This window comes from Ruegeria marisflavi, from assembly GCF_025673445.1.
Lineage (GTDB): Bacteria > Pseudomonadota > Alphaproteobacteria > Rhodobacterales > Rhodobacteraceae > Ruegeria_B > Ruegeria_B marisflavi.
In genome coordinates, this window is record NZ_JAOVQN010000015.1 from 1 (window position 1) to 15,472 (window position 15,472).

Genomic DNA, 15,472 nt, shown 5'->3' on the forward strand with positions numbered 1-15,472 from the left:
GGCTCCTTTCCTAGCAGATGACAACATCTGTAGTCTGCCGCATTGCGCGACAGTTAGGTGCAGACGTCATCCACCCCTTCCGCATGTGAGACATCGAACGCAACTGCAGCGAATGGCCGAAGTTGGTAGAAGCAGTCGTTGCGTCGCAAAAGCGGACTTTGCCGCGACACGGACCTGTCATGAGTGACCGATTACGAAGAGTTACCGGTCATCCTACAGAAAGACTCAGATGACCGCTTCGAGCCCGGAGCCGACCTCAATCCGGCAATATGCTATGTCCAGATTGTGAAGTTAGTGGAAGTGGACGCCTGCATCCACTCCGATGCTCTGCCCTGTGGTCGTGCGCGACTTGCAGAAACAAACGACTTGAGAAGCGACATCGTCAATGTCAGTGAAGTTCTTCAAGGCGGCCCTTTCCTGCCACACATCGTAGGCTGCATTGTCGCCACCCGGCTTGGGACCGCCACCTCCCAACGCAGTTTCTACCATCAACCCCGGTGCAACACAGTTTACAGTGACATCCGGCGCCAAAGCTGCGGCCAAGAATCGAGTGAGGGGAATGACTGCTGCCTTGCTGGGAGCAAATATTCGATCCTGATACCAGTCACCATGGCCGAGCGTAGAACCAATATTCACCACGCGGCCCCACTTCGAGGCACGCAGGTGAGCCGCGGCAGCACGGGCGACAAGATAGGGCCCCTTCACATTCACTGTCATCATTTCGTCCCAGATTTCCGGGGTGAATGCATCGAGATCACCGAGTTCAATCGAGTGCCCACCTGAAGCAATTGCTGCGTTGTTTACGAGAATGTCCAGCGATCCCAGATCAGCGACGACTTTAGATATGGCATTTTCGATTGAAACGGGGTCAGTTTGGTTCACTTGGATGGTGAGCGCTGTTCCACCAGCATCCTCAATGCGCTCCCTCACGTCTTCGGCCCGGTCTTTGCCTTGATGATAGCCTATCGCGACACGTACACCTTCGTTGGCGAGGAGGGTACAGATGCGGGAGCCAAGTCCACCGCTACCACCCGTGACAAAAGCTACCGCCCCAGAGATGTCCATATCAGGTTCCCTTTCCAACTTTTGGCGCAGGTTACACAAAGGACGACTTGAAGTCACTTTGCGCTGCCTTGGCAGAGAAGGGGACATTGGATTTCCGAGTTCTAATGTCTCAAAGGTCCCGCTTTTCTCCCATCACCTGTGGCTCCACGGCCTTACCTTCGGCATCACCTCCGTCACCTCGACCGTGCGAAGCATTCCCCCGTCGACGAGCCCATCCCGGATCCAGCCCAGCGCCTGCCACCAATCCTCGTAGGCACGCCGGACGGCCTCGATCTGCTGCGGATGCGGAACGTATGTGACAGGGCAAGCCAGCACATCCACCGTGCGCCACTTGCCGCGAGAGAGAACGCGCTCGGTCCCGACGACGACCGTTGTCGCCCGCTCCCCATGCTGATTGCGCTTCACCTCCACCGGGACGCAGCACGGGACAGCCCCTGGCATCCAGTCGGGCGTAAGTCCTGCCCGCGCCAGCTCCGCCACGCGGATCGCCATGCGCTTGCCGCTTAAGCCGTCCGGCATCCCGGCCACGGTTGCCGCGATCACCTCGGCATCCTCGTGGGTGTATGTGCCGATCTTGTGCTGACCGCCGTCGATCTTGCAGCCCAGCGCCGCGCGTTGCAGCAGGACATATTCGAGGCCAAAGCCGAAGCCTTCTTCGTTTGCGTCCTGTGGCAGCGGCAACTCGAGCTGCGCCTTCTCGATCCGGAAGGCCCATTCCAGCGCTGCCTGCACGCCCAGCGCGCGTTTGATCCTTGTGCTGCCCCTGCGGTTGATCCGTCTCTGAACGCTCATGGTTTTTGCCCCTCGATATTGGCCATTCACAGCACCCCGCGTTCCCGCATCCGGTCCGGGGTCACGAGTCCGCGGGAGAGCATGGCGTTGCGCATGGAACTGCTGATGGCGCAGGCCGGCAGGTGGCTGTCCGAGTTCATCCAGGCCGCATAGAAGGCCGGCACGTCGGCGCTGGGCGTTGCCGCTGGCGCCAGAACCGAGCCGGGTTTCCCTCGTCGGCGTTTCCTGCTGGCGTTGTCCGCCTTGCGCTGAGCGGCGCGCTGCATGGCACGGTCGAGCGCCTTCGGCCCATCGGGCGGTTCCGGGTGGTCCTGGCGGGTGGCCTGGGCAATGGCGACGATCTCTGCCTCGGTGAGGCCCAACGCGTCACGCCAGCGCTGGACGTGTTGCCCGGGCGGCCAGCCCTGCCACCAGCCGGGCAGGGCGGCAGGGTCGAGGCCCAGCGCCTGGAGCAACTCCCCAAAAAACTGATCAGAGATATCCGCGCGCACTTGCGCGCCCTCCTCCTCCTTTACTGGTTTACTTAGTGGTTCTCTTACAAGGTTAGTGTCCGGATTTCGGACACGGCTTTTGCGATTTTCCGGACACGGCTTTGTCCCGCAGAACAGTCACCGACACACTGTTTGGCAAGCGTCCGTTTTAGCCGATACTGGGTTAGATGTCCGTCATCCCCGGCGGGGTCGGGTCCGCAGGTTCATCCGGCTGCTCCGGTTGTGCTTCGGGCACAGGCGGTTTGCGGCGGATGAGGATGTCGCCATTGGGCAGCATCTCGGGCATCTCGTAGACGGACCAGTCCTCGACCCGGTCGGCAAGGTCGGCGATGGCCGGGCCCATCTGTTCGAGGAAACTCAGGACCGAGGGGCCGACGGTGCCGGCCATGTCGCGCAGGTCCCGTAGCGCCGGTTCCATTTCCTGTTGCAGACCCTTGAGGAACAGTTCCGCGCCGCGTTCCATCAGCGAGCGGCCTTCGTCCTTCTCCTGCGCGGTGGCGGAGAGCGGGACGGTCAGGCCCAGGGTCAGGGCGAGGGCAAGGAGCGGTCTCATAGGCCCAAGATAGGCATTGGTGCGCGGGATTTCAAAGCTCAGATGTCGATATCCAGCGCCACCGGGAAATGGTCCGATGCGGTCAGCAGCGCGTCGCGCAACTCTTCGATCCGCCAGCATTCGGCATCCTCGAACGGGTGCCAGATGCGCCAGGCGGGGCGGTGGGGCATCAGGCCCTTGCTGATCATGATGTAATCGAGCAGCGCCGAAAGATAGCGCCCGTCGCCGGGTAACTGAAAGCGCGCGGTACTGGGCAGCGCGCCGGGCCGTACCTGCCGCGCCTTGTCGGCGTTGGGGTCAAAGAGCCCGGCGTCGAGCAGGATCTCGACCGAGGAGCGGCCGAAGAGATGTTCGAACTCGTCAAGCCCCGGCCCGTCGTTCAGATCCCCCAGCAGGATGACATCCTCGCCCTGGGCCAGATGCGCCTCGACCCGTTCGCGCAGCCAGATCGCCTGGGCCAGCTGCTTGCGCCGGTTCAGGATCGAGATGCGGATCGCCTCGTCGCGGGTTTCGGCGCCGTGCGGCGCCTTGGATTTCAGATGCGCCCCGATCAGGCGAAAGCGGTTGCCAGTGGCGGTGGTGATGGCTAGTTCGAGCGGCGGTTTGGAGAAGCGCACCAGATCCTCGGTCGCGTCGATATCGAGGTCGATCCGGTAGGTGCCGTCGAAGCGAGGCGGCGTGGCGCTGCCGCGCTTGCCGGTCTCTTCGCCCTGCGGATCGTGTACCGCCGTCAGCCTGGCCGGATCATAGAGCAGCGCCAGTTCCTGGTGGGTCTCGTTGGCGAACCCCATAACGGCGGCGCTGGTGCGCAGGTCGAAGGCGCGTGCAAAACCGGTCAGCGCCCGCACGCTGTCCTGGGTGCGCCCGGTATTGGGCGCCTCAACGATCAGCACCGCGTCGGCATCGAGCGCGGTGAGCACCTTGGCGATGGCCTCGATCTGCTGGGCGCGGGTCACGTCGTGGCGACCCGACCATTCGTCGTCCACCAGCAGTTTATCGTTGCGATCGAACAGGTTGGCAAACCACTCGACATTCCAGGTGGCCAGCCGCATCGCCCTAGACCCTCGCGCCCTTGATCTCGTCCCAGGCACGGTTGATGTCGATCATCTTCTTCTCGGCCAGGCGGATCGCCTCTTCGGGCACGCCGCGCGCCATCATCGCGTCGGGATGGGTGTCGCGCACCAGCTGCCGCCAGACCTTGCGGATCTCGTCCATCGGCATGTCGCGGGACACGCCCAGCACGGTATAGGGGTCCTTGGGTGCGTCCGGCACAAAGCGCGCCCGGAGCGCGCTGAACTGCTGGTCGGTCTGGCCGAATATGCGGGCGACATCCTCGAGAAACTCGTTTTCGCCCGGGTGATAGAACCCGTCGGCCAGGGCGATGTGAAACAGCCCCTCCATCAGGTCGCAGAGCACGGTGCTGTCCTCGGCGAACATGCCTTTGATCTTGCGGGCGTAATCCTGGTACCCGGCGACATCGGTCCGGGCCATGTTGAAGACGCGCGCGGCGCCGGCCTCGTCATCGCGGGCGATCTGGAATACCTCGCGAAAGGCGGTGACCTCGTCGCGGGTGACCTGGCCGTCGGCCTTGGCCATCTTGGCGCCCAGCGCGATGACGGCGATGGCAAAGGCCACGGATTTCTCGGGCGGCGTGCGCAGGCGTTCGAAAACGGCGCTCAGGCTTTCGCCCTGGGTCAGCGCGCTCAGCGCCTCGGTGATGCGGGTCCAGAGTGACATGCGCTCAACCTACCCCGTGTAACCGCCGGTGTCAGGGGGCACGGTGCCGCTGGCGGGCAGAATTTTCTGCACCAGCACAAGATCGAGCCATTGCCCGGCCTTGCGGCCGACCTGCGGCATGCGCCCCACCTCGCGATACCCCATGACCGCGTGAAAGGCCAAGCCTTCGGGATTGGCGCCCGAGACACCGCCCACCAGGACATGCACACCTGCCTCGCGGGCTGTCCGCTCTAGCGCCTCCATCAGCGCCCTGCCCAGCCCGCGCCCGCGTGCGGCGGGGTCCAGCACGATGGTATGCTCGCGGGTGTGGGCATAGCCGGGGCCGGTCCGGAACACACCATAGGTGGCAAAGCCTTTGACCCGGCCCTCGGCCTCGGCCACCAGATAGGCAGGCGCACGGGCGGCGATATCGGTGGCGACGCTGTCGGGCGCGCGCAAATCGGTAGTGAAGGTCACAAGCGTGTCGCGCACATAGTGGTTGGCGATCGCGGCGATCACTGCGGCGTCCGCCACGGTCGCGGGACGGATGGTCATTCGAGATGCCTCAGCCCGTGCGGCGTCCTGATCTCGGCCCTGAGGCCCGATGCCCCCGGTTCGAACACCACCCGTTGCAGCGGCCCGCAGAGCGCCGCCAGGTCTTCGGCCTGCGGATGGGTGACGATCAGCCGTTCCAGCGCACAGCCCGAGGGTGCCAGCATCGCCGCCGGATGCAGCGCCCCTTGCCACTGGATCAGCGCCGGGAAGCGGTCGTCATAGGGCAGGATACCGGTTGCGGGCACCGCCATGCGCCATCGGAGCGCGCCGCGCTCCAGATCCACCGGCGCGCCCGCCCCCTGCGGCAACCCGGCCAGCGCCGCGTCAAGGTCGGGCACCTGGCAGATCCAGTTGGTCAGCCGCGGCGCGCCCTGAAAACGGTCGAGGTTGAACCAGCGGGGCCGGTCCGGAGGCGGCGCGTCCGGGTCGATGGCGATCGCCTCCAGATAGAGACCGTCCGCCAGGCCCAGAAGCCGGTTCCAGGTGCCAAAGCGCGCGTGCCGCCCGCCGGGCTGCATCGCCACCCCCAACGCCTCTTCGACATGGACGGCGGCCTCCTCCAGCGTCGCGCCCGCCACCGCGAAATGATCCAGTTCCATCCGCTCCTCCCCCAGGTTTCACGCCCCCCAGAAACGGCAATCGCGGGCCGGGTGCAAGCCGTCTGCCGGTTTTTGCGCTTCTTTCTGGTCGGAAATACTCTCGGGGGTGAATTGCCCCGCAGGGGCAAGAGGGGGCAGACAGCCCCCTGCCCCTAGACCAGCCAGGCCACCAGCGACCAGAGGCCAGCCAGCACGCTGGGATAGAAGGTTCCAGCAAAGCCCAGCGCTCGGAGCGGTGGCGACAGATGGTAGCCAAGCCAGAACAGGAGCCGCATCAGCGCAAAGCCGAGACCCAGGGCGATGGTCACCGCGCCCCCCAGGGTCATCGCGGCAAAGGGCCAGATCGCCAGCGCCAGTACCAGCTGTTCGACGGAGTTGACCAGCACCCGCTGGTCTATATCCGCCGCTGAACCGGGTGCAAAGGGCTGCCCGTCAATGATCGCATCGTCGAAAAACCGCCGCTGCGCCAGCCGCCCGATCATCAGGGCCAGAACCAGGCCCGGTGCAAGGAAAGCCCCGGGCAAGGCAAGTGTCGCGGGCAGATAGGGTAAGCCGGCCCATTGCGGACCGCCCACCAGGACAATCGCCCAGAGGAGGCCCGCGGCCATGCCGACAATGATCGTGGAACGTCTGGATCGCAGCATGGCTCCACTCAATCACCGAGCGCGCGTTTTGCCAAGACGGGTCCGGCCCGTGTGGCGGTCATCTGGCGGGGATCGCCCGAACTTTCCCAGGCCACAGGTACTCCCGCCCGGCGCCAGCCATGCCAGAGGCATGGCCGCGCCCGTTGGGCATGGCATCGCGCTGGCGCGCGATGCCGCAGCCGGCAAAGCCGGCTGCCCGGCCCAAGGCCGCCAGCGGGGTTGCCCGCAGGGCAGGCACCCGCGGGCGCGGGAGCGCTCCCTGCCCTCAATAACCTTAGCTGCGCACCAGTTTCAGGATATCCCGCGCCGCCTCAGGGATGTTGGTACCAGGGCCGAAGATCGCCTTGACGCCCTTGTCGTAGAGGAACTGGTAGTCCTGCTGCGGGATCACCCCGCCGCAGATCACGATGATATCCTCGGCACCCGCCTTCTTCAGCTCTTCGACCAGTTGCGGCGCCAGCGTCTTGTGGCCCGCCGCCTGGCTGGAAATGCCAACCACGTGCACGTCGTTGTCGATGGCGTCCTGCGCCGCCTCGGCCGGCGTCTGGAACAGCGGGCCCACGTCGACGTCGAAGCCGATATCGGCGAATGCGGTTGCGATTACCTTGGCGCCCCGGTCATGGCCGTCCTGACCCATCTTGACGACCAACATGCGCGGACGGCGGCCTTCGGCCTCGGCGAATGCCTCGACATCGCGCTGGATGGCGGCAAAGCCTTCATCGCCTTCGTAGGCGGCCCCATACACGCCCGCAAGCGTTTTCACCTCGGCGCGGTGGCGGCCGAATTCCTTTTCCATCGCCATGCTGATCTCTCCTACGGATGCCCGGGCGCGGGCCGCCTCGACGGCGGCCTCGAGCAGGTTGCCGCCCTCTTTTGCGCGGCGGGTGATCTCTTCCAGCGCGGCAGCGCAGGCCGCCTCGTCGCGGCTGCTGCGGATGCGCTCCAGCCGGGCGATCTGGGCGTCGCGCACCGCCATGTTGTCGACGTCGAGAATGTCGATCGGGTCTTCGCGGTCCTTGCGGTACTTGTTGACACCCACGATCACCTCTTCGCCGCGGTCGATCATCGCCTGGCGGCGGGCGGCGCTTTCCTCGATGCGGAGCTTGGGCATACCGCTGGCCACGGCCTTGGTCATGCCCCCCATCTCCTCGACCTCCTGGATCAGCGCCCAGGCCTTTTCGATCAGGTCGTTGGTCAGGCTCTCGACATAGTAAGAGCCCGCCAGCGGGTCGACCACCTTGGTCACGCCGGTTTCCTCCTGCAGCACCAGCTGGGTGTTGCGCGCGATGCGGGCCGAGAAATCGGTGGGCAGCGCGATGGCCTCGTCCAGCGCGTTGGTATGCAGCGACTGGGTGCCGCCCAGAACCGCGCTCATCGCTTCGTACGCCGTGCGGATCACGTTGTTATAGGGATCCTGCTCTTGCAACGATACACCCGAAGTCTGGCAATGGGTGCGCAGCATCTTGGAGCGTTCGGATTTGGCGCCGAACTCGGTCATGATGCGATGCCAGAGCGTGCGCGCGGCGCGCAGCTTGGCGATTTCCATAAAGAAGTTCATGCCGATGGCGAAGAAGAACGACAGGCGTCCTGCGAACTTGTCCACGTCCATGCCCGCCTCGATGGCGGCGCGCACGTATTCGCGGCCGTCGGCCAAGGTATAGGCCAGTTCCTGCACAAGGTTTGCCCCGGCCTCTTGCATGTGATAGCCCGAGATCGAGATCGAGTTGAATTTCGGCATGTGGTCGGAGGTATAGCCGATGATGTCCGAGATGATCCGCATCGAGGGTTCAGGCGGATAGATATAGGTGTTGCGGACCATGAACTCTTTCAGGATGTCGTTCTGGATGGTCCCCGACAGAACCGATCTGTCATGGCCCTGCTCCTCGCCCGCGACGATGAAACTGGCCAGGATCGGGATCACCGCGCCGTTCATGGTCATCGAGACCGACACCTTGTCGAGCGGGATGCCGTCGAACAGGATCTTCATGTCCTCGACGCTGTCGATGGCGACACCAGCCTTGCCCACATCGCCCACCACGCGGGGGTGATCGCTGTCATAGCCGCGATGGGTGGCGAGGTCGAAGGCGACCGAGACGCCCTGCTGACCGGCGGCCAGGTTGCGGCGGTAAAAGGCGTTCGATTCCTCGGCGGTGGAGAAGCCGGCATATTGCCGGATGGTCCAGGGGCGGCCTGCATACATGGTCGCCTTGACGCCGCGGGTGAACGGGGCAAAGCCCGGCAGCGAGGCCATGTGCGGCAGGTCCGCGGTGTCTTCGGCGGTATAGAGCGGCTTGACCCCGATGCCTTCGAGCGTATTCCAGGTCAGGTCGTCAACGGGGCGTCCGCGCAGCTCTTTCTCAGCCAGCGCCCGCCAATCGTCGGTCTTGGTCATTGCGTTTTCCTCTTGTCAAATCGGGGGTTGGCGGGGTTTGCCCCGCCGATTTCTTGTTCAGATCGTCGACCAGCCAGGCCAGGCCATCAGCCCCGGCGGCCAACCACATCAGGTCGTCGGTATAGGCCTCGCGCAGAGCGGCGGCCTGATCCGGGGTGAAAGGGGTCCAGCGCCCCTCGCTCTTGGGCAGTTGCGCCGCCAGAGCGGGAGGCAGCAGGCCGCGCAGCACGGTCAGGTCCGGCGTGGGGTTCAGGCGCTCGCGGCTGTGTTCGCGCGGCGCCGGGCGGCCGGTGACGGTGGCCAGCTGCGCCTCGGGGCGGCCTGCAAAGATCTCGAACGGCAAGACCCAGATGCGCGCGCCCGGCAGGGCGCAGGCGACATCGGTGATCACGTCGCGCCAGCCGCGCGGGTTGCGCGCGATCCAGTCCAGCGCCACCTGCGACGGCAGGCCGAAGCCGCGCGCCAGACCATAACCCAGCGCCGAGGCCCACCACAGATCCTGAGACCGGATGTTGAGCAGCACGTCGGTGACCTGCCCGTCAAAGGCCTGGCCATAGCGCGCCAGCCGCTCGCCTGCCGAGGGATAGAGCGCGGCCTGTCGCAGGTTCTCGCGCATGGAGCCCAGCATGTTCTCTTCGCTGACCAAGAGCCGCCGGGTGCCCGAAAGCGCGCTGCGCGTCAGGTTCAGGCGGACCCGGCCCACGGCGCGGCGGCGCGGGTCGCGGCCGGTGGCGATGGATGGTCCGGGCAGGATGCCGCGAAACAGGCCCGCGCGGGTGCGGTGCGGCCCCCAGAAGCCGGTGCCATCGCGGGCCAGACGCGCGGCGTTCTGGCGCATGTAATGCTGAAAAGTGGTGGTCGCGCAGCGGTGCGCGCCGAGATGCAGGATGACGTCCATGGCTTCGCCTTTCTGGCCGGCCAGACGGGCCGGTCGCGGGTTGGGGAATGCGATGACAGTCATGCCGAACCCCTGACGAAGCGATTAACGTTAAACTTTTTGCGGCCCCCGCGCATCTGGACGGTCGCAATCGCCCCGCCCACGTTTATATTGAACGGGACAGGAGACCGCATGAAACGACTATTCGCCCTTGTTTTCTTTGCCTTACTTCCGGTGTCGGGTTGGGCCGCAGATGCCGCGCAACCTGCCGAGCAGGACCTCATCCGGCCTGCCGGTGACAGCGATTTGAGCGAATTTTTATGGATAAAGCGGCCCATCGTCGTGTTTGCCGATACCGATGCGGATCCGCGGTTCCACCAGCAGATGGAAATGCTGCGCGACGGGCTGATGATGCTGGAGGAGCGCGATGTCGTGGTGCTGACCGATACCGACCCGTCGGCGCGTGCACCATTACGGCAAAAACTGCGCCCGCGCGGATTTGCGCTGGTGGTGATCGACAAGGACGGCGGCGTGAAGCTGCGCAAGCCCACGCCCTGGAGCGTGCGCGAACTGACCCGCACCATCGACAAAATGCCGACCCGCGAGCAGGAAGTGCGCGAGCGGCGCGGGCTGAACTGAGACGCGCGGGCGGTCATCACACATCCCCCCGGGCAAAGAAGACTTGCTGCCGATCCCGGTCGAGGATCACCAGCGCGTTGTTTTCCGGAGCAAAAACCAGCAGCGCGGCGGTCGATTTAAGGGCGCCCAGATATGCCGATTTTGTGTCCTCATCCATGCAGGCCCGGGCGCTGAGACCCGAGGAGAGGACACCCAGCCCCTTGGGCAGGTCCGCCGACATCACCGCTTGCGAAACCTGATCGGGGGTCTGCCCCTCGAGCTCGAAGGCGACGATGGCCTCTTTCGACAGGGCGGCCAGACCGTCCTGCAGGGTCGAAACGGTCCGCACCTTGCCCTGGAGAAAGTCGGCCTGGGTGGCGAAGACCCCGGCAGTGCATTCCAGCTTGGACTCGAAATAGAGCGTATCGCCCAGCGGCATCCAGCCGCCGAGCTGGGCACGCACCTCGGCCTCGCGGTCGAGCGCACAGGCCGCCAGCCCCAGAAGGGCCAGCGCCGCAGGGCGCCAGAGACCGCGAGGATATGGGCGTGCCCCGGTCATGGAGTTATTCGAACTCCATGATCACGTCGTCGACGGCAAGGTTGTCGCCGGCGCCCGCGTTGATCTTGGCGACCACGCCCTTTTTCTCGGCGCGCAGGATGTTTTCCATCTTCATCGCCTCGACGGTGCAGAGCGCCTGGCCTTCCTGAACTTCCTGGCCCACTTCGACGTCGACCTTCACGATCAGGCCGGGCATCGGGCAGAGCAGCAGTTTCGAGGTGTCGGGCGGCAGCTTCTCGGGCATCAGACGCGCCAGTTCCGCCTGACGCGGGGTGCGCACATGGACCTTGAGATCGGCGCCCCGGGTACGGATGCGGAACCCACCCGAGATCTTGCCCGCCTTGAGCACCAGCGGTGCGCCGTCGACGTTGAGCTTGGCCAGTTGGTCACCCGGGGTCCAGTCACTGGTGACCCGCATCGCGCCGCCGCCCTGGAACGTGACGGTGGAGCCATCGTGGTCGGCGTCGATATGCACAGGGAACTCGACACCTTGCATGCTGACAACCCATTCGGTGCCGACACGGCGCTCGTGGTTGTCCATCCGACCCGAGACACGGGTGCGCCGGATCTCGGCCACGCGATGCATCGCGGCGGCGGCGGCGGCCACGCGGCGCAGGTCGGTTTCAGGCAGCGTCACGCCTTCGAAGCCTTCGGGATATTCCTCGGCGATAAAGGCGGTGGTCATGTCGCCCGAGATGAATTTCGGGTGATCCATCACCGCGCTGAGGAAGGGCAGGTTATGGCCGATGCCCTCGACCTCGAAACTGTCGAGCGCGATGCGCATCGCCTCGATCGCGGCGGCACGGGTCGGTGCCCAGGTGCAGAGCTTGGCGATCATCGGATCGTAGTACATGCTGATCTCGCCGCCCTCGTAGACACCGGTATCGTTGCGCACCGCCGCCTCGCCCGTGGGCGCGTCACCCTGCCATTTGCCATTGACCAGCATCGGGCCAGCGGCGGTCTCCGCTGGCGGGCGATAGCGGGTCAGACGACCGATTGAGGGCAGGAAGCCGCGATAGGGATCCTCGGCGTAAAGCCGGTTCTCGATGGCCCAGCCGGTGAGTTTCACATCGTCCTGGGTGATGCTGAGCGGCTCGCCCGCCGCCACGCGGATCATCTGCTCCACCAAATCGACGCCGGTGATCAGCTCGGTCACCGGGTGTTCCACCTGAAGGCGGGTGTTCATTTCGAGGAAGTAGAAGTTCTTCTGCCCGTCGACGATGAACTCGACGGTGCCCGCGCTGGCATAGCCCACCGCCTTGGCCAATGCCACGGCCTGTTCGCCCATGGCGCGGCGGGTGGCTTCGTCGAGGAACGGGCTGGGCGCCTCTTCGACGACCTTCTGGTTGCGCCGCTGGATCGAGCATTCACGCTCGCCCAGATAGATGCCGTTGCCATGGCTGTCGCACAGCACCTGAATCTCGATATGGCGCGGTTGGGTGACGAATTTCTCGATGAAGATCCGGTCATCGCCAAAGGAGTTCGCCGCCTCGTTCTTGGAACTTTGGAAGCCTTCGCGCGCCTCCTGATCGTTCCACGCGATCCGCATGCCTTTGCCGCCGCCCCCGGCGGAGGCCTTGATCATCACCGGGTAGCCGATCTCGTTCGAGATCTTCACCGCCTCGTCGGCATCGGCGATCAGGCCCATGTAGCCCGGGACGGTGGATACGCCCGCCTCTTGTGCGATCTTCTTCGAGGTGATCTTGTCGCCCATCGCCTCGATCGCGCCTTTGGGAGGGCCGACAAAGATGACACCAGCGGCATCCAGCGCCTCGGCGAATTTCGAGTTCTCGGAAAGGAAGCCATAGCCCGGATGCACCGCCTGGGCACCGGTCGCCTTGATGGCGGCCATCACCTTGTCGATGACGATATAGGACTGGTTGGCGGGCGGCGGGCCGATATGCACCGCCTCGTCCGCCATCTGCACATGCAGCGCCTGCTTGTCGGCATCCGAATAGATGGCAACGGTGGAAATACCCATCTTGCGCGCCGTCTTGATGACCCGGCAGGCGATCTCGCCCCGGTTGGCGATCAGGATCTTGTTGAACATGCGATGTCCTCTGTCTTGGAAAGGTCGGAACGCAAAACGCCGCCCCGGACCATTTGGTCAGGTGCGGCGTTCCACGCGAATGCGGTCGGGCCGAATGCGGCCCGGGTGATGATTACGGCATCAGTTGCAGGTGTTTTGCACCTTGCAATAGAGAAGGTTGCCTGCGGCGCCCGCAGCGGCGCCGACGACGGGGTTGCCATCGACGACAAGCGAGGTGAGCAACCCCGCACTACCGCCATAAAGCGCCTGTTCGGTTTGAGTTTCGCCACAAGCGGCAAGACCGGCGCACAGCGCCAGGCCAGCAATGAGTTTTGATTTGTGCATCCTGCCCATCCTTCGGTTTGGTCCGATTTTTCGGGCCGATCCTCTACCCGCAGAGCAGGTGCGCGCAAGCCAATCCAGCGCACCGGCCGAAGTTGCGCAACTTGTTGCTTACGCTGGGGGATTTCCGCCGATCCGCCTCGAAGCGCAACAGGGAAAAAGGCGGGCGGTTCGATACTTGGGGATTCGAACCGCCCGCTTAGTGAAGGGGTACGGAATAGTAGGCTTGCAACCGACGCAGGCAGTTCGGAGCCGGCCACACCCCGCACGCTGGCGCAAACGCGACGCGTGGCCAAGCCCGGTTGTGTGCAGCTCCGGAATTGAGCTGGATTCTGCCGGGCTCGCGGCGGCTCAGGCAGGAACATGCCGAGCCGTACCACCGCCCGCGCCTGCGGGATGGTCTTCACATCAGTGTTACGCGCGAGCCGGGCCGCCATGCGGGCGACCAGGTTCACACAAAGCGCACACAGGTTCGTGGTCATATTTTCCAGGCTGAAACTATCAGATAGCCCCCGCATGGGAGCGCCCGCCAAAAACCCAACTCGCGCGGGCACACGTACGAGAGAAGTTTCGATCACGCTCAGTCGCCTGCTTGTCATTTGCTCGGACCGGAACCGCGTGAAACCCAAGGTTCGGCCATACACAGAAGGAGATGGGAGCAAATGGTAAGGAGACATCACCCGATTTCGGCGCTGGCGCTGATGACCGCGCTGGGGGCCGCAGGCACCGCGATGGCCGGGGAGACCGGCACACAGGCCGAGCTGGACGCGCTGCGCGCCCGGGTCGAGGCGCTGGAGGCCGGACGCGCCGCCGCCGCAAGCGGCGATCTGCATATCGGGCGCACTGCGATCGACATCTATGGTTATGCCAAGGCCGATTTCTTTTACGACTTTGACTTTGTTCAGGGTGACACCGCCTTTGTGAACAATATCGGCGAACCGGCGAATGCTACCGACGGCACCTTTGGCGCCACCGTGCGCCAGTCGCGCCTGGGCATCCGCACCAGGACGGAAACCGACATCGGCACCCTGGGCGGGCAGCTGGAGTTCGATCTCTTCGCCTCGGGCGGCCGGTCGGAGCTGCGCCTGCGCCATGCCAATATCCGCATCGGCGATCACTGGCTGATTGGTCAGAGCTGGACCAACTTCATGCCCATCGGTCAATACCCGACCACTGTCGAGTTCAACGGACCGGTCGGCATATCCTTTGCCCGGGTGCCGCAGGTGCGCTACACTCACGCCTTCGGTAAAGCCGTATTCAGCACCTCGATCGAGGAAAACAGTGCCCCATCCAACGATCCGGTCGTTACTGCCGCGCTGGAATACAATGACGACCTTTTCTCGGCCCGCATCGCAGGTCTGGTGGGCACTGTCATCTCGGGCGGGACGGATGTCGACCAGACCGGCCTGACCGTGTCGGGCGCGCTGCGCCCCTGGCACGGCGGCCTGTTCCAGGCGACCTTTGCCACCGGCGAGGCGCTGGGTCCGCTGCTGATCGGCCGCGGCGCGGCGGCAGTTGGCGGTGTTGCCAACGATGTCGACGGCTACACACTGGAATTCCGGCAAGATGTCGGCGAGAAGTGGAACTTTGGCATTGCCTATGGCAGCGAGGAATACGACCTGCCCACATCCACCGGCACGCTCGATTTCACCGAGCTTGAGACCATCCACCTCAACGCCTTCTACAAACCCACCGACAATCTGACGCTGGGGGCGGAATACATCTTCGGCGAACGGACCACCTCGACGGGCGCCAGCTTTGAAGGCGACCGGGTTCAGCTTGCGGTACAGCTGAACTTCTGAGTGCGGCGGCGCGCTCTGTTCCCCCTCGGACAGGGCGTGCCCGGACGCACCGGGGCGAGCCATATGATCGCCGAACAGGATCATCAATAGCCGTCCCTGAACGCCTCGGGGAACGACAAACGCGCCGCGGCAACGTCGATGACCAGAAGCGCCTCGTAGCTTTCCGGATCGAACGGCTCTTCGGCGGCCAGAACTTCGCGGCCGAACAGCCAGCTGAGCCTGCCCGCGTCGAGGTTACCGCGCTCGAACGGTTGGTCGCCGAACTGCTCCCACAAGGCCTGCATAAACAGCTCGTCCGCGCGCCTGTCCACCGCTTTGCGGTCGCGGTAGCGTTCACGCCGGATGAGCGGCGTCACACCCTTGGGGTTGGCGCGGCGAATCGTGAACTGGTGATCAGAGCCGGGCATGCGGCTGGGAAAACCGCGATGTTTCAACATG

General features: G+C 64.7%; 17 protein-coding genes. 2 read left to right on the forward strand and 15 right to left on the reverse strand.

The window, feature by feature from the left end; genetic code table 11:
- Positions 1–291: 291 nt before the first annotated feature.
- The 11 genes from OEZ49_RS14540 to OEZ49_RS14590 form a co-directional block, all read right to left on the reverse strand.
- On the reverse strand, positions 292–1,152 hold the full coding sequence (locus OEZ49_RS14540; protein WP_263388992.1) for an SDR family NAD(P)-dependent oxidoreductase: 861 nt from the start codon (positions 1,150–1,152) through the stop codon (positions 292–294).
- Between the two features lie 45 nt (positions 1,153–1,197).
- Positions 1,198–1,857 carry a hypothetical protein gene (locus tag OEZ49_RS14545; protein ID WP_263388993.1) on the reverse strand — a complete coding sequence of 220 codons (660 nt, stop codon included), beginning with the start codon at positions 1,855–1,857 and terminating at the stop codon, positions 1,198–1,200.
- 26 nt (positions 1,858–1,883) lie between these two features.
- A complete protein-coding gene (locus OEZ49_RS14550; RefSeq protein ID WP_263388994.1) occupies positions 1,884–2,348 on the reverse strand; it encodes a hypothetical protein in 465 nt (154 codons plus the stop codon).
- Between the two features lie 163 nt (positions 2,349–2,511).
- Positions 2,512–2,901 carry a hypothetical protein gene (locus OEZ49_RS14555; protein WP_263388995.1) on the reverse strand — a complete coding sequence of 130 codons (390 nt, stop codon included), beginning with the start codon at positions 2,899–2,901 and terminating at the stop codon, positions 2,512–2,514.
- Between the two features lie 38 nt (positions 2,902–2,939).
- Positions 2,940–3,953, reverse strand: coding sequence for an endonuclease/exonuclease/phosphatase family protein (locus OEZ49_RS14560; protein ID WP_263388996.1), 1,014 nt, complete (start codon positions 3,951–3,953; stop codon positions 2,940–2,942).
- Between the two features lie 4 nt (positions 3,954–3,957).
- Entirely contained in the window at positions 3,958–4,638 is a 681-nt protein-coding gene (locus OEZ49_RS14565) for a molecular chaperone DjiA (RefSeq protein ID WP_263388997.1), read from the reverse strand.
- A 9-nt stretch (positions 4,639–4,647) separates the two neighbouring features.
- Positions 4,648–5,172 carry a GNAT family N-acetyltransferase gene (locus tag OEZ49_RS14570; protein ID WP_263388998.1) on the reverse strand — a complete coding sequence of 175 codons (525 nt, stop codon included), beginning with the start codon at positions 5,170–5,172 and terminating at the stop codon, positions 4,648–4,650.
- Complete coding sequence (locus OEZ49_RS14575) at positions 5,169–5,771, reverse strand: VOC family protein (RefSeq protein ID WP_263388999.1); 603 nt, start codon at positions 5,769–5,771, stop codon at positions 5,169–5,171. The genes OEZ49_RS14570 and OEZ49_RS14575 overlap by 4 nt, the downstream gene beginning before the upstream one ends.
- A gap of 152 nt (positions 5,772–5,923) precedes the next feature.
- Entirely contained in the window at positions 5,924–6,415 is a 492-nt protein-coding gene (locus tag OEZ49_RS14580) for an MAPEG family protein (RefSeq protein WP_263389000.1), read from the reverse strand.
- 274 nt (positions 6,416–6,689) lie between these two features.
- Complete coding sequence (scpA, locus tag OEZ49_RS14585; RefSeq protein ID WP_263389001.1) at positions 6,690–8,807, reverse strand: methylmalonyl-CoA mutase; 2,118 nt, start codon at positions 8,805–8,807, stop codon at positions 6,690–6,692.
- Entirely contained in the window at positions 8,773–9,768 is a 996-nt protein-coding gene (locus OEZ49_RS14590) for a hypothetical protein (RefSeq protein ID WP_263389002.1), read from the reverse strand. Before OEZ49_RS14590 ends, scpA begins: the two co-directional genes overlap by 35 nt.
- Positions 9,769–9,876: 108 nt before the next feature.
- Here OEZ49_RS14590 and OEZ49_RS14595 point away from each other — a divergent pair, with 108 nt between their 5' ends.
- On the forward strand, positions 9,877–10,323 hold the full coding sequence (locus OEZ49_RS14595) for a DUF4174 domain-containing protein (protein ID WP_263389003.1): 447 nt from the start codon (positions 9,877–9,879) through the stop codon (positions 10,321–10,323).
- 16 nt (positions 10,324–10,339) lie between these two features.
- Here the strand turns inward: OEZ49_RS14595 and OEZ49_RS14600 are convergent, their stop codons facing one another.
- The 3 genes from OEZ49_RS14600 to OEZ49_RS14610 all read right to left on the reverse strand — a co-directional run bounded on the left by OEZ49_RS14600 (position 10,340) and on the right by OEZ49_RS14610 (position 13,235).
- Positions 10,340–10,861 carry a hypothetical protein gene (locus OEZ49_RS14600; RefSeq protein WP_263389004.1) on the reverse strand — a complete coding sequence of 174 codons (522 nt, stop codon included), beginning with the start codon at positions 10,859–10,861 and terminating at the stop codon, positions 10,340–10,342.
- Between the two features lie 4 nt (positions 10,862–10,865).
- Positions 10,866–12,911: an acetyl-CoA carboxylase biotin carboxylase subunit gene (locus OEZ49_RS14605; protein WP_263389005.1), complete on the reverse strand. Its 2,046-nt coding sequence runs from the start codon at positions 12,909–12,911 to the stop codon at positions 10,866–10,868.
- Positions 12,912–13,031: 120 nt separating this feature from the next.
- Positions 13,032–13,235, reverse strand: a complete 204-nt coding sequence (locus OEZ49_RS14610; protein ID WP_263389006.1) for a hypothetical protein — start codon at positions 13,233–13,235, stop codon at positions 13,032–13,034.
- Positions 13,236–13,894: 659 nt separating this feature from the next.
- Between OEZ49_RS14610 and OEZ49_RS14615 the strand changes: the two genes are divergently transcribed.
- The gene (locus OEZ49_RS14615; RefSeq protein ID WP_263389007.1) at positions 13,895–15,034 is read left to right on the forward strand and encodes a porin; all 1,140 of its coding nucleotides are present in this window, start codon (positions 13,895–13,897) and stop codon (positions 15,032–15,034) included.
- A gap of 83 nt (positions 15,035–15,117) precedes the next feature.
- Here OEZ49_RS14615 and OEZ49_RS14620 read toward each other — a convergent pair whose 3' ends face one another.
- The gene (locus tag OEZ49_RS14620; protein WP_263389008.1) at positions 15,118–15,471 is read right to left on the reverse strand and encodes a hypothetical protein; all 354 of its coding nucleotides are present in this window, start codon (positions 15,469–15,471) and stop codon (positions 15,118–15,120) included.
- Position 15,472 lies beyond the last annotated feature (1 nt).